At 71.9% G+C, this 13,581-nt stretch carries 12 protein-coding genes and 2 riboswitches; of the genes, 10 read left to right on the top strand and 2 right to left on the bottom strand.

Annotated elements, in window-relative coordinates:
* Nucleotides 1–46: 46 nt before the first annotated feature.
* Nucleotides 47–160: riboswitch (glycine riboswitch) on the bottom strand.
* Nucleotides 161–256: riboswitch (glycine riboswitch) on the bottom strand.
* A gap of 138 nt (nt 257–394) precedes the next feature.
* The 9 genes from ACFVU2_RS11925 to ACFVU2_RS11965 all read left to right on the top strand — a co-directional run bounded on the left by ACFVU2_RS11925 (nt 395) and on the right by ACFVU2_RS11965 (nt 8,988).
* Nucleotides 395–1,120, top strand: coding sequence for an NUDIX domain-containing protein (locus tag ACFVU2_RS11925; protein WP_387874258.1), 726 nt, complete (start codon nt 395–397; stop codon nt 1,118–1,120).
* Between the two features lie 5 nt (nt 1,121–1,125).
* Entirely contained in the window at nt 1,126–2,415 is a 1,290-nt protein-coding gene (nadA, locus tag ACFVU2_RS11930) for a quinolinate synthase NadA (RefSeq protein WP_387874458.1), read from the top strand.
* A 1-nt stretch (nt 2,416) separates the two neighbouring features.
* Nucleotides 2,417–3,976, top strand: a complete 1,560-nt coding sequence (gene nadB, locus ACFVU2_RS11935) for an L-aspartate oxidase (protein WP_387874261.1) — start codon at nt 2,417–2,419, stop codon at nt 3,974–3,976.
* Nucleotides 3,970–4,830, top strand: a complete 861-nt coding sequence (gene nadC, locus ACFVU2_RS11940) for a carboxylating nicotinate-nucleotide diphosphorylase (RefSeq protein ID WP_387874263.1) — start codon at nt 3,970–3,972, stop codon at nt 4,828–4,830. The genes nadB and nadC overlap by 7 nt, the downstream gene beginning before the upstream one ends.
* Nucleotides 4,827–5,978: a cysteine desulfurase family protein gene (locus ACFVU2_RS11945; protein WP_387874264.1), complete on the top strand. Its 1,152-nt coding sequence runs from the start codon at nt 4,827–4,829 to the stop codon at nt 5,976–5,978. Before nadC ends, ACFVU2_RS11945 begins: the two co-directional genes overlap by 4 nt.
* Nucleotides 5,979–6,101: 123 nt before the next feature.
* Entirely contained in the window at nt 6,102–7,586 is a 1,485-nt protein-coding gene (locus ACFVU2_RS11950; RefSeq protein WP_387874461.1) for an MDR family MFS transporter, read from the top strand.
* 27 nt (nt 7,587–7,613) lie between these two features.
* Nucleotides 7,614–7,976, top strand: a complete 363-nt coding sequence (locus ACFVU2_RS11955; RefSeq protein WP_387874266.1) for an iron chaperone — start codon at nt 7,614–7,616, stop codon at nt 7,974–7,976.
* A gap of 74 nt (nt 7,977–8,050) precedes the next feature.
* Entirely contained in the window at nt 8,051–8,620 is a 570-nt protein-coding gene (locus ACFVU2_RS11960; protein ID WP_387874268.1) for a carboxymuconolactone decarboxylase family protein, read from the top strand.
* The gene (locus tag ACFVU2_RS11965) at nt 8,617–8,988 is read left to right on the top strand and encodes a DUF488 domain-containing protein (protein ID WP_387874270.1); all 372 of its coding nucleotides are present in this window, start codon (nt 8,617–8,619) and stop codon (nt 8,986–8,988) included. Before ACFVU2_RS11960 ends, ACFVU2_RS11965 begins: the two co-directional genes overlap by 4 nt.
* A 14-nt stretch (nt 8,989–9,002) precedes the next feature.
* On the opposite strand, the gene aceB is transcribed toward ACFVU2_RS11965, so the two are convergent.
* Both aceB and aceA read right to left on the bottom strand, forming a co-directional pair.
* Nucleotides 9,003–10,637, bottom strand: coding sequence for a malate synthase A (aceB, locus tag ACFVU2_RS11970; protein WP_387874272.1), 1,635 nt, complete (start codon nt 10,635–10,637; stop codon nt 9,003–9,005).
* Nucleotides 10,638–10,674: 37 nt separating this feature from the next.
* Nucleotides 10,675–11,994 carry an isocitrate lyase gene (gene aceA, locus ACFVU2_RS11975; RefSeq protein WP_387874274.1) on the bottom strand — a complete coding sequence of 440 codons (1,320 nt, stop codon included), beginning with the start codon at nt 11,992–11,994 and terminating at the stop codon, nt 10,675–10,677.
* A gap of 132 nt (nt 11,995–12,126) precedes the next feature.
* Between aceA and ACFVU2_RS11980 the strand changes: the two genes are divergently transcribed.
* Nucleotides 12,127–13,581, top strand: a complete 1,455-nt coding sequence (locus tag ACFVU2_RS11980; RefSeq protein ID WP_387874277.1) for a helix-turn-helix domain-containing protein — start codon at nt 12,127–12,129, stop codon at nt 13,579–13,581.

The following is a 13,581-nucleotide window of genomic DNA, read 5'->3' on the forward strand; positions in this document are numbered from 1 at the left end:
GGCCGTCGGCCGAGGGCTGCGAGGAGCGGTCGCCCGCTCCAGGAAGAACTCCCCCTCTGTCATCCGGCCTGAGAGCTTCACCGCTCGCGCCCTCGACGGGCGGCGTGCGACTTTCACCTTGGGCGAGGACGACGGTCGCCGTCCTGCTTTTCAGAGTGGCCAGCTCGATGCGGTACGCGTACCTGAGAGATTGTCGGGGAGGATTGCTCCTTCGGTGTCGCTCCGCTCGCGCGCGCGACTCTCCCGCATCGACCATGTCGGCCCAGTGTTCAGTTGATCGGGGCCAGCATACCCGTTCGGCCCGGCTTGGCGTTCTGGTCCGCATGACACTAAGATGGCGACACGTTAAAGTCACGATGACTTTTACAACCTCATCCCCGATCCGGGAGCAGCCATGACGACGGAGCACACGAGAGCGAGCGCGATCCTCGCTGTCTCGACGGTGATCTTCGCCCTGCGCAAAGACGAGGAGACGGGCGGTCTGCCGCAGGTCTGGCTGCCGCTCGTCCGGCGCATCCGCGAGCCGTTCGAAGGCCACTGGGCACTGCCGGGCGGGCCCTTGCGCGGCGAGGAGGACCTCGCGTTCGCCGCCGCCCGCACCCTCAACGACACGACGAGCCTGACCCCGCGCTACCTAGAGCAGCTCTACGCCTTCGGCGACACCTCCCGCTCCCCCGCCGGCGAACGGGTCGTCTCGATCGTGTACTGGGCGCTCGTGCGCTCCGACGAGGCCGAGCGGGCCAGCGTGGGCGAGAACGTCCGCTGGTTCCCCGCCGACAACCTCCCGCCGCTGGCCTTCGACCACCGGTTGATCGTCGAGTACGCGCTCTGGCGCCTCCACACCAAGATGGAGTACTCCCGCATCGCCCACGCCTTCCTGGGCGAGCGCTTCACGCTCGCCCAGCTGCGGGAGGTGCACGAGGCGGTGCTCGGCCGCGCGCTCGACCCGGCCAACTTCCGCCGCACCATCGAGGCCTCAGGAGCCGTGGTGGCGACGGACGAATACCTCACCGGCACCCCCCACCGGCCACCGCGCCTGTACCGGTACAACGACTCGATCGACCTCGCCGACGCGGGCCCCCTGCCGCGCCAGCAGCACCCATTCGGAGGAGAGAAATGACCACGATCGCCTCGGTCGACACGACCATCCAGCTCATCGCCAGCGGCGAGGTGGACGGTGCGACCTGCACGCCCGAACTCGCCGAGGCGCCGTGGAACTTCGACGCCGCACCGCCGTCGTACGGACCGGGCGCCTCCATGGCCGATCCGATCCCCGCGTTCACGCCGCGCCAGGGCGAGCTGCCCGAGGAGTACCGCACGGCGAGCGCCGACGAGCTGCACACCCGCATCCTGGACGCCAAGGCCGCGCTGGGCGACCGGGTCGCCGTGATGGGCCACTTCTACCAGCGCGACGAGGTCGTGCAGTTCGCGGACTTCGTGGGCGATTCCTTCCAGCTGGCCAACGCTGCGAAGGCCCGCCCGGAGGCCGAGGCGATCGTCTTCTGCGGCGTCCACTTCATGGCGGAGACGGCGGACATCGTGTCGCGCCCGGACCAGCGCGTGATCCTCCCGAACCTCGCCGCCGGCTGCTCGATGGCCGACATGGCCGACCTCGACTCGGTGCAGGAGTGCTGGGAGCAGCTCGAGGAGCTGTACGGCACCGAGCCCGACGCCGACGGGCGCGTACCGGTCATCCCGGTGACGTACATGAACTCGTCGGCGGCGCTCAAGGCGTTCTGCGGCGAGCACGGAGGCATCGTCTGCACGTCGTCCAACGCGGCGACCGTGCTGGAGTGGGCCTTCGAGCGCGGTCAGCGCGTCCTCTTCTTCCCCGACCAGCACCTCGGCCGCAACACCGCCAAGGCGATGGGCGTGCCGCTGGAGCAGATGCCGCTCTGGAACCCGCGCAAGGCGTGGGGCGGGACGGACGAGCAGACCCTGCAGGACGCCCGGGTGATCCTCTGGCACGGGTTCTGCTCGGTGCACAAGCGGTTCACCGTCGGGCAGATCGAGAACGCCCGCGCGGAGTTCCCCGACGTGCGCGTCATCGTCCACCCCGAGTGCCCGATGGACGTGGTCGACGCGGCCGACGAGTACGGCTCGACCGACTACATCGTGAAGGCCATCCAGGCGGCGCCCGCCGGGTCGACCTTCGCGATCGGCACCGAGATCAACCTCGTGCAGCGGCTGGCGGCGCAGTTCCCGCAGCACACGATCTTCTGCCTCGACTCGGTCGTGTGCCCCTGCTCGACGATGTACCGCATCCACCCGGGCTACCTCGCGTGGGTGCTCGAGGGCCTCGTGCGCGGCGAGGTCTACAACCAGGTGAGCGTGGCGGCCGATGTCGCCGAGCCCGCACGGGTGGCCCTGGAGCGGATGCTCGCCGCCCGGCCGGACACCACGATGGCGGCCTGACATGGCGCGCGTGGTCGTCGTCGGCAGCGGGATCGCCGGACTCGTCGCCGCGCTCGGCGCCGCGCGGGACCACGACGTCGTCCTGATCACCAAGTCCGCGCTCGCCGAGAGCAACACCCGGTACGCGCAGGGCGGGATCGCCGCGGCCCTCTTCCCGGACGACAGCACCGCGGCGCACGTCGCCGACACGCTGCGCGCCGGCGCCGGGCTCGGCGTTCCGGAGGCCGTGGAGGCGCTGTGCACCGACGCCCCGCAGCGCATCCGCGAGCTCATCGCGCTCGGCGTGGAGTTCGACCGCGCGGGCGACGGACTCGCGCGCGGCCTGGAGGCTGCGCACTCGAGCGCCCGTGTGCTGCACGCGGGCGGGGACGCGACCGGGGCCGAGATCGAGCGCGCGCTCGTCGCCGCCGTCCGCGCCTCGTCCGCCGAGATCGTGGAGAACGCGTTCCTGCTGGAGGTCGTCGTCCGGGACGGCGTCGCCGCGGGCGTGCTCGTGCGCACGGAGCAGGATCCCGAGCGGGAGGTCGCGGCCGACGCCGTCATCCTCGCGACGGGAGGCTTCGGACAGCTCTACGCCCACACGACGAACCCCGCGGTCGCGACCGGAGACGGCGTCGCGGCCGCGTGGCGTGCGGGGGCCGCCGTGGCCGATCTCGAATTCGTGCAGTTCCATCCGACCGCCCTCGCGATCCCGGGATCGTTCCTGGTCTCGGAGGCCGTCCGCGGCGAAGGGGCCGTGCTGCGCAATGCGCGGGGCGAGCGGTTCATGGTCGATGTGCACCCCGACGCCGAGCTGGCCCCGCGCGACGTCGTCGCCCGCGGCATCGCGATCGAGATGGCCGCGCAGGGCGGCCGACCGGTCGTGCTCGACGCGACGGCGCTCGGTGCCGAATTCCTCGCCCGCCGGTTCCCGACGATCGACGCGGCCTGCCGCGCGGCCGGCATCGAGTGGTCGCGCGAGCCCGTGCCGGTCACGCCGGCCGCGCACTACGTGATGGGCGGGGTGGCCACCGACACGAGCGGGCGCACGACGCTTCCCGGGCTCTTCGCCGTCGGCGAGGTGGCGTGCACCGGGGCGCACGGCGCGAACCGGCTCGCCTCCAACTCCCTGCTGGAAGGACTGGTCTTCGCCCACCGCGCCGTCCAGGCGATCGGGTCGCCGTGGGCCCCGCCGCCCGCCTGGCTGACGGAGGCGTCGAGTGCGGACGGGACGGCGCTCGACGACGGGTTCCGCGATGACGATGCGCGCGCGGCCGGGGCGACCCTCCCCTTCGACCGCGACCGCCTCCGCGCCCTCATGTGGGACGCGGCCGGCGTCCACCGCGATCGGGCCGGACTCGCTGCGGCGCGCGATCGGCTCGCCGCGACCGCCGACCCCGCGCCCGGGGAGGACCGCGACCTCCTGCAGGTGGCGCGCCTCGTCGTCGCGGCGGCCCTCGCCCGCGAGGAGTCGCGCGGCGCCCACTTCCGCTCCGACTTCCCCCTGACCTCCGACTCGGCCGCCCGCCACACCGTGCTCGCCCCGGCCGCCGACCTCCAGAAAGCCGCCGTCGCATGCTGACCCGCCAGATCATCGAGACCACCGTCCGCGCCGCCCTCGTCGAGGACGCGCCGTGGGGCGACCTCACGAGCGAGCTGCTCATTCCCGAAACGGCATATGCCACGGCGCGCCTGGTCGCCCGGGAGCCGGGGACCTTCGCCGGGGGTGCGGTCTTCGCGGCGGCGATGACCCTCACCGACCCCGCGACGCAGGTGGTGATCGAGCGCGCCGACGGCGAGGAGTTCGCCGCGGGCGACACCCTCGCGACCGTGACCGGCCCTGCCCGCTCGGTGCTGCAGGGAGAACGGGTCGCGCTCAACTTCACGCAGCGGATGAGCGGCATCGCCACGCTGACGGCCGCCTTCGTGCGGGAGGTCGACGGCACGCCCGCCCGCATCGTGGACACCCGGAAGACGACACCGGGCCTGCGCGCGTTCGAGCGCCACGCGGTGCGGGCCGGAGGCGGCCACAACCATCGCTACTCCCTGTCGGACGCGGTCATGGCCAAGGACAACCACCTCGCCGTGCTCACCGCGCAGTCGGGGCTCAGCGTCACGGACGCCCTGCTCGCGGTGCGGGCCCAGCTGTCCCACACGACCCACCTGGAGGTCGAGGTGGACCGCATCGACCAGATCGAGCCGGTGCTCGCCGCCGGAGTCGACACGATCATGCTGGACAACTTCACGCTGGAGGAGCTGCGCGAGGGCGTCGCGCTGGTCGCCGGCCGCGCGATCGTCGAGGCGAGCGGCAACGTGAATCTGGCGACCGTTCGTGCGATCGCCGAGACGGGCGTCGACGTCATCTCCTCGGGGGCGCTCACGCACAGCGTCCGCTCGCTCGACCTCGGTCTGGACGTGGTGGTCGAGGCGCCGTGACGAACGCGCTCTACCTCGACGCCGCCGCGACCTCCGCGGTCCGGCGCGAGGTGCTCGAGGCGATGTGGCCGTATCTGACCGGCGACTTCGGCAACCCGTCGAGCCATCACGCGGTCGGCGAGTCGGCGGCGCGGGCCCTGGCCGATGCCCGGGCGGCCGTCGCCGCCTGGCTCGGCTGCCGCGCCTCGGAGGTCGTCTTCACCTCCGGAGGCACCGAGGCCGACAACCTCGCGATCAAGGGCATCGCCCTGGCCTCCCCGCGCGGCCGCCACATCGTGACGACCCCGATCGAGCACGAGGCCGTGCTGGAGTCGGTCGACCACCTCGTCAGGCTCCACGGTTTCGAGGCGACGATGGTGCCCGTCGGTCGCGACGGGCTGGTCGATCGGGACGCCTTCGCCGCGGCCCTCCGGCCGGACACGACACTGGCCAGCGTGATGCTCGCCAACAACGAGGTCGGCACGGTCCAGCCGATCGCCGAGCTGGCGGCGCTCGCGCACGAGCACCGCATCCCGTTCCACACCGACGCGGTCCAGGCGGCCGGCTGGCTGCCGCTCGACGTCCGGGAGCTGGGGGTGGACGCGTTGAGCGTCTCGGGCCACAAGATCGGCGCCCCCAAGGGCATCGGGGCGCTCTTCGTTCGCGGACGCGTCCCGCTGGAGCCTGTGCTGCACGGCGGCGGGCAGGAGCGCGGACGCCGGTCGGGGACGGAGAACGTGGCCGGGGCGGTCGCGCTGGCCACCGCCGCCCGCCTCGCCGCAGCCGGGCAGGCGGTCAACGCGAGCGCGGCGAGCACAGCCCGTGACGCATTCGTCGACGCCGTGCTCGCCGACGCCGAGGGCGCACAGCTCACGGGGCATCCCGTGCAGCGCCTCCCAGGCACCGCCTCGTTCGTCTTCCCCGGCACGAACGGCGAGGCCGTGCTGCTGGAGCTGGAGCGCCGCGGCATCGTCTCCTCGAGCGGATCCGCCTGCGCCGCGGGGAGCGAGGACGCCTCCCACGTCCTCCTCGCGCTGGGCTACCCGGAGGACCTCGCCCGCACGGCGGTCCGCTTCTCCTGGGGCCCCGAGGTCGGCGCCGCCGAGCTCGCGGCCGTGGCGCCCGCCGTCGGGGAGTCGGTCCGCGCCGTCCGTGCGCTAGGCCGCTGAGCCGGGTACTCGAATCTATTCCCGGTTTCGCGGTCAGTGAACGGCACGATCGTTTACCCGTTCGAAACCCCCGCTGTCGCCGGTCGTGGATACTGTTGACCGGTGACTGAGCAGACCTCACCTGTGCCCGCCGTCCTCGCCGAGCCGTCGGCAGCGGACGCCTCCGCCGACGGCGCCCGGATCGAACGCCGGAACAGCCGGGTGATCTGGCTGCTGCTCGCCGCCACGTTCGTCGTCATCCTCAACGAGACGATCATGACCGTCGCCATCCCGAAGCTGATGGACGACCTGAAGATCGACGCGCTGGCCGCACAGTGGCTCTCGACGGCGTTCATGCTGACGATGGCGATCGTCATCCCGATCACCGGCTTCCTGCTGCAGCGGTTCACGACGCGCGCGATGTTCATCACCGCCATGTCGCTGTTCTCGCTCGGCACGCTGACCGCGGCCCTCGCGCCGGGATTCGCGGTGCTCGTCGGGGCGCGCGTCATCCAGGCGTCGGGCACGGCGATGATGCTGCCACTGCTGATGACCACGCTGATGACCCTCGTGCCGCCGGCGAAGCGCGGCCGCACGATGGGCAACGTCTCGATCGTGATCTCGGTCGCGCCGGCCATCGGCCCGACGATCTCGGGCTTCATCCTCAACTACCTCGCGTGGCGGTGGATCTTCCTCATCGTGCTGCCGATCGCGCTCGTCATGCTCCTGATCGGGATGCGCTTCGTCGAGAACGTCACCGAGACGCAGAAGGTGCGCATCGACATGCTGTCGGTCGTCCTCTCGGCGCTGGGCTTCGGCGGCCTCGTCTACGGCCTCAGCCTGTCCGGCGAGTCGGGAGGCGCGTCCGGCGGGGCGGGACCCGCGCTCTGGATCTCGCTCGCGGTGGGCGTCATCGGGCTCGCCACCTTCATCGTGCGTCAGCTGTTCCTGCAGCGTCGCGACCGCGCGCTGCTCGACCTGCGCACCTTCCGGTCCCCCGTCTTCACCGTGTCGATCGTGCTCATGGCGATCAGCACGGCCTCGATGTTCGGCGTGATCATCGTGCTGCCGCTCTACCTGCAGCACGTCCTGCACCTCGACACGCTCTCGACCGGCCTGCTCCTACTGCCGGGCGGTCTCGTCATGGGCCTGGCTGCGCCGTTCGTCGGCCGCCTGTACGACCGGTTCGGACCACGGGTGCTGGTCGTTCCCGGCGCGATCCTCGTCAGCCTGGCGCTCTGGTCCCTCACCCTCGTCGGTGAGACCACCCCGGTCGGCCTGGTGCTCGCCGCGCACGTGGTGATGAGCCTCGGCCTCGCGCTGATGTTCACCCCGCTGTTCACGGCCGGTCTCGGCGCCGTGCCTCCGCACCTGTACTCGCACGGCAGCGCGATCGTCGGGACCATCCAGCAGGTCGGCGGCGCTGCCGGGACGGCGTTGCTCATCGCCGTCCTCTCCGCGCAGACCGCGGCACTCACCGCCGGCGGGGCGCCCCTCGACGTGGCGACGGCGGGCGGGATCAAGGTGGCGTTCCTCGCCGCCGCGATCATCTCGCTCTTCGCCGTCGTGGGCTCGTTCTTCATCAGCAAGCCGGCCGACTCGATCTCCGACGGGGTCTTCGCCCACTGACGTCCGGAACGGGCTAGGGTCGGCGGCATGGCGCGGGGTGTGGAGGCGGACACCGTCGAGGAGTACCTCGACCGGATCGGCGAGCCGTTCGGCACGGCGCTGCGGATCGTCCGCGACCGGATCGTCGCGATCGTCCCGGAGGCCGAGCAGGTCATCAGCTATCGCGTCCCGGTCTTCCGGGTCGACGGGAAGGGGCTGGTCGGGCTCTCGGCGACCGCGAAGGACTGCAGCCTCCTGCTGATGAGCCCGCCCGCCGCAGCGGAGCTGTCCGGCACGCTCACCGAGGGCAGCATCACGGGTGCGACCCTGCACTTCCCGCCCGCGACCCCGCTGAGCGAGGAGACGCTGCGGACCGTGCTGGCGGTCCGCCTCCGCGAACTCGGCCGCTGACTCGCCGGGTCCCTGGCCGCCGGGTCCCGACGATGGCATCATGGGCGCGTCGGGGGAGTCACGAGGAGGCAGCCGTGTCCATCATCCAGACCACCGAGCCGGACGAGGCGACCGGAGACGTCGCCGCGATCTATGCGCACGACCAGCGCGATGTCGGCTACGTTCCCGAGCACACCCGGGTGATGGCCGTGAATCCGGAGGCGTACGTCGCGTGGGAGCAGCTGGTGCGCGCGATCGTCGCGCAGCTCGGCGTGCGCCGGTACGAACTGGTCACGTTGGCCGCGGCCCAGGGCGCGCACTCCGAGCACTGCCGGCTCGCGCACGGGCGCAAGACACTGAAACTCATCCCGGAGGACGAGCTGGAGGCCATCGCCCGCGACTACCGTCACGCCGATCTGAGCGAGGCCGACGTCGCGATGATGGAGTACGCGGAGAAGATCAGCACGGATTCCGCCGGCATGACCGACGCCGACAGCCTGCGCCTGCGCGAACTCGGCTTCACCGACCGGGAGATCGTCGACATCACACTCGCCGCGGCCGCCCGCAACTACTTCAGCCGCGCGATCCAGGCGCTGGGGGTGGTGGTCGACGTGCCGCCCGGGCTCAGCGACCGGTTGCGCGGTGCCCTGCTGGCTCCCCTGTGACCGCGGCTCCGAATCGAGCCGGCGCGTTCCGCGTCCGCCGCGTCTACGACGCGCCCTCCCCCGACGACGGCTTCCGCGTGCTCGTCGACCGGCTGTGGCCGCGCGGCCTCTCGAAGGAACGTGCGGAACTGGACCTGTGGCTGAAGGACGTGGCGCCGTCGACCGCGCTGCGGCAGTGGTTCCACCAGGGGAATCCGCCGTTCGAGGAGTTCCGCGCCCGGTACGAGGCCGAGCTCGTCGACAATCCCGCCGTGGCGCAGCTGCGCGAGCTCGCCCGCGAGCACCCGGTCGTCACCCTGCTGGTCGGCGCCCGCGACGAGCGCAACCACGGGGTGGTGCTCGAAGGAGTCCTCGAGCACCACCCCTGAGCGGCACGGCGCCGTCAACCCGCCAGCGCGAGGCGGTCCGGCTCCGGCGCGTCCACGAGGTGACGGGCATACGCCGGGATGGTGAGGAACGTCGGGAACTCGTCGCCGAGCGAGACCTCGCGCAGGATGCCGGCGGCCTCCTCGTAGCGGTCGTCGCCCGCCGGGGTGCGCAACCGGCCGAGCTCCTCGGCGAGGATCCGCTCGACGAGCGCCCGGTCGACCGGGGTGCCCTCCTGGGTCGTGACCCGGTTGTCGATCCACTGGCGCAGCAGGGAGCGGGAGATCTCGGCGGTCGCCGCGTCCTCCATCAGCCCGTCGATGGCGACCGCGCCCGTGCCGCCCAGCCAGGCCTCGATGTAGCGGAGGGCGACGGAGACGTTCGAGCGCACTCCGGCGTCGGTGACCGTGCTGTCGGCGGTCGTCACGTCGAGCAGGTCGTCCGCCGTGACGTGCACGTCGGGCCGCTGCCGCTCCAGCTGGTTCGGCTTCTCGCCCAGCACAGCGTCGAACTCGGCCAGGGCCGTCGGGATCAGGTCGGGGTGGGCGACCCAGGTGCCGTCGAACCCGTCGCCGGCCTCGCGGCGCTTGTCGTCGGCGACCTTGGCGAGTGCGCGCTCGGTCGCCTCCGGGTCCCGGCGGTTCGGGATGAAGGCGCTCATCCCGCCGATCGCGTGGGCGCCCCGCTTGTGGCAGGTCGCGACGAGGAGCTCGGTGTACGCCCTCATGAACGGCACCGTCATGGTGATGCGGTCCCGGTCGCCGAAGGCGAAGCGACGCCCCCGGCCGAGGAACGTCTTGATGATGGAGAAGATGTAGTCCCACCGTCCCGCGTTGAGGCCGGCGCAGTGGTCCCGCAGCTCGTAGAGGATCTCCTCCATCTCGAACGCGGCCGGGATGGTCTCGATGAGCACGGTCGCGCGCACCGTGCCGACGGGCATCCCGATCCGCTGCTGCGCGAAGACGAAGATGTCGTTCCAGAGGCGCGCCTCGAGATGCGACTCGAGCTTCGGCAGGTAGAAGTACGGGCCCCGGCCTCCGTCGACCAGCGCCTGCGCGTTGTGCCAGAAGTACAGGCCGAAATCGGTCAGGGAGGCGCTCGCGGGGGCGGTGCGCCCCGCGCGATCGGTGAAGGCGAGGTGCTTCTCGACCAGGTGCCAGCCGCGTGGGCGCATGACGATGGTGGGCGTGTGCTCGAGCGGGGTGCTGACGCGGTACTCCTTGCCCTCCGGGCTCGTGAACTCCAGCTCGCCGCGCACGGCGGCGCGCAGCGTGCGCTGGCCCCCGACGACATTGGTCCAGGTGGGACTCGTGGCGTCCTCCTGGTCGGCGAGCCAGACCCGCGCGCCGGAGTTGAGGGCGTTGATCGCCATCTTGGGGTCGGTCGGGCCGGTGATCTCGACGCGGCGGTCCTCGAGGCCGGGACCGGCTCCGGCGACGCGCCAGGCCGGGTCCTCGCGGACGGCTGCGGTCGCGCTCAGGAAGCGGGGGTCGCGGCCGTTGCCGGCCTCCCCGCGGTGCTGCTGGCGCTCGGCGAGCAGCTCCTGACGCCGGGCGGCGAAGGCCTGGTGCAGGTGGTCGAGGAAGCCCAGGGCCTCCGGGGTGAGGATCTCGTCCGAGCCGGGAACGGTCGGACCGGTGATCTCGATCATGGTCGTTTCTCCTTGGTCAGTCGGGGCGGCCAGTCGGTCAGAACTGGTGCTGTTCGGTGGATCCCACGAGGGCGAGGGTCGCGCTGTCGGGGTTGAGCGCGGTCGCGACGCGGTCGAAGTAGCCCGTGCCGACCTCCCGCTGGTGGCGGGTGGCGGTGTAGCCGTCGGCCTCGGAGGCGAACTCGGCCTCCTGCAGGTCGACGTAGGCGCTCATCTGCCGCGACGCGTAGTCGCGGGCGAGCGTGTACATCGAGTGGTTGAGGGCGTGGAAGCCGGCCAACGTGATGAACTGGAAGGCGTATCCCATCGCGGCGAGCTCCCGCTGGAAGCGCGCGATCGTCTCGTCGTCGAGGTGCGAGCGCCAGTTGAACGACGGCGAGCAGTTGTAGGCGAGCTTCTTGCCCGGGAACCGCTCGTGCACGGCCTCGGCGAACCGGCGGGCGAGGTCGAGGTCGGGCTCGGCCGACTCGACCCAGAGGAGGTCGGCGTACGGCGCATAGGCCAGGCCGCGGGCGATGACGGGGTCGATGCCGTTGGTCACCTCGTAGAAGCCCTCCGCTGTGCGGGTGCCGGTGAGGAACGGCCGGTCGCGCTCGTCGTGGTCGCTGGTCAGGAGCGTCGCGGCGAGCGAGTCCGTGCGCGCGATGACGATCGTGGGGACGCCGGCGACATCGGCGGCGAGCCGCGCGGCGTTGAGGGTGCGGATGTGCTGCCCGGTGGGGACGAGCACCTTGCCGCCCATGTGCCCGCACTTCTTCTCGCTGGCGAGCTGGTCCTCCCAGTGCACGCCGGCCGCGCCTGCCTGGATCATCCCGTGCATCAGCTCGTAGGCGTTGAGCGGGCCGCCGAAGCCGGCCTCGGCGTCGGCGACGATCGGCGCCATCCAGTCGCCCACCGCGCCGTCGACGCCCTCGACCTGGCCGGCGCGCAGCAGCGCGTTGTTGATGCGGCGGACGACAGCGGGCACCGAGTTCGCCGGGTAGAGGCTCTGGTCCGGGTAGGTCTGCCCGGAGAGGTTCGCGTCGGCCGCGACCTGCCAGCCCGACAGATAGATCGCGTCGAGACCGGCACGCACCTGCTGCACGGCCTGGTTGCCGGTCAGCGCGCCGAGGGCGGCGACCCACTGCGCGTCCGGACCGGTGCCGTCGCGCTGGATCAGCTCCCAGAGACGCTGCGCTCCGCGGCGGGCGAGGGTCTGCTCCTCGCGGACCGGGCCGCGCAGGGCGACGACGTCGGCGGCCGTGTAGTCGCGGCGGATGCCGGACCAGCGCGGGTCGGCGTCCCATTCCAGCTGCAGCTCGGCGGCGCTCTGCACGGTGTCGCCGGGGCGGGGCTCGGGGTGGTCTGCGGTGCTCATCGTGACCTCCATCGGTCGGATCGGTTGAGACGATCCTGCGTCCGCCGATGGCCGCTCCGAGCGGATCCGCCGACAGAAATCCGGCCGTTCTTCTGTTTGCCAGAAGTTCCCCCGGGTGTCAGCATGGCCTGCATGACAGACACGGTCGACGACGACCTGGCGGCGGACGCGCTCACCCTCGGGCGGCGCATCCGTGCGGCGCGCACCCGGCGCGGGATGACCCTGGAGGCTCTCGCCGCGGCGATCGACCGCGCCCCCTCGCAGGTCTCCACCATCGAGAACGGCAACCGCGAGCCGCGCCTGCCGCAGCTGCGGGCCATCGCGGCGGCACTCGGCGTCACGGTCGACGACCTCCTCGCGCCGGAAGCGCCCGACGAGCGGGCCGCCCTCGAGATCGCGGTCGAGCGGGCGCAGCGCGGCACGGTCTTCGGCGCGCTCGGGATCGATCCCGTGCGGGTGTCGAAGGCGGTGCCGGACGCCACGCTCCGCGCCATCCTGGCCCTGCACCAGGAGGTGGAGCGCCTGCACCGCGAGCGTGCCGCGACCCCGGAGGAGGCGCGGCGGGCGAATGCCGAGCTGCGCGCGACGATGCGCGCCCGCGACAACTACTTCGCCGAGCTCGAGACGATCGCCGCCGAGCTCCTCGCCGCCGTGGGCCACACCGGCGGCCCCGTCTCGCAGCAGACCGTCGCCGAGATGGCCGACCATCTCGGCTTCTCCCTGCACTACGTCGGCGATCTGCCGCACTCGACGCGGTCGGTCACCGACAAGCGGTACGGCCGCATCTATCTGCCGACCGAGCAGTCGGCCTCGCGCGACTCCCGCTCGCCGATCCTGCAGGCCTTCGCGTCACAGCTGCTCGGTCACGACGAGCCGCGAAACTACGCGGATTTTCTGCGGCAGCGCATCGAGACCAACTACCTCACGGCCGCTCTGCTGCTCCCCGAGAAGGACGCCGTCTCGTTCCTCACCGAGGCGAAGAACTTCCGCCGCATCTCGATGGAGGATCTGCGGGACGCCTTCGCTGTCCCCTACGAGACGGCCGCCCACCGCTTCACCAACCTGGCGACCGCCCGGCTGGGCATCCCGGTGCACTTCATGAAGGTGCACGAGTCGGGGACGATCATCAAGGCGTACGAGAACGACTCGGTCGCCTTCCCATCCGACGCCCTCGGCGCGATCGAGGGGACGCCGGTCTGCCGCAGCTGGACGGCACGCACCGTCTTCGACGTCGAGGACCGGTTCAGCCCCTACTACCAGTACACCGACACCTCCCGCGGCACGTTCTGGTGCACCTCCCGGATCGAGAAGGCGAAGGAGGGCGAGTACTCGGTGAGCGTCGGGGTGCCGTTCGCCCACGTCAAGTGGTTCCGCGGCCGCGAGACCCCGCACCGCGCGGTGTCGCGCTGCCCGGACGAGTCGTGCTGCCGCCGGCCCTCCGGCGCGCTCGCGGAGCGCTGGGAAGGGCAGGCCTGGCCGGCCGCGCGCACGCCCACGTCGCTGCTCGCCGCCCTGCCGACCGGGACGTTCCCCGGCGTCGATTCGACGGAGGTCTACGACTTCTTGGAGCGGCACGCCCCGGCGTGA

The sequence above is a fragment of the Leifsonia sp. NPDC058194 genome, assembly GCF_042883605.1.
Taxonomy (GTDB): Bacteria; Actinomycetota; Actinomycetes; order Actinomycetales; family Microbacteriaceae; genus Leifsonia.

What these genes read in the sequence shown, in the direction of transcription:
- ACFVU2_RS11925 (WP_387874258.1), top strand. Translation starts at nt 395, where the DNA reads ATGACGACGGAGCACACGAGAGCGAGCGCGATCCTCGCTGTCTCGACG.
- nadB (WP_387874261.1), top strand. Translation starts at nt 2,417, where the DNA reads ATGGCGCGCGTGGTCGTCGTCGGCAGCGGGATCGCCGGACTCGTCGCC.
- nadC (WP_387874263.1), top strand. Translation starts at nt 3,970, where the DNA reads ATGCTGACCCGCCAGATCATCGAGACCACCGTCCGCGCCGCCCTCGTC.
- ACFVU2_RS11955 (WP_387874266.1), top strand. Translation starts at nt 7,614, where the DNA reads ATGGCGCGGGGTGTGGAGGCGGACACCGTCGAGGAGTACCTCGACCGG.
- aceB (WP_387874272.1), bottom strand. Translation starts at nt 10,637, where the DNA reads ATGATCGAGATCACCGGTCCGACCGTTCCCGGCTCGGACGAGATCCTC.
- aceA (WP_387874274.1), bottom strand. Translation starts at nt 11,994, where the DNA reads ATGAGCACCGCAGACCACCCCGAGCCCCGCCCCGGCGACACCGTGCAG.
- ACFVU2_RS11980 (WP_387874277.1), top strand. Translation starts at nt 12,127, where the DNA reads ATGACAGACACGGTCGACGACGACCTGGCGGCGGACGCGCTCACCCTC.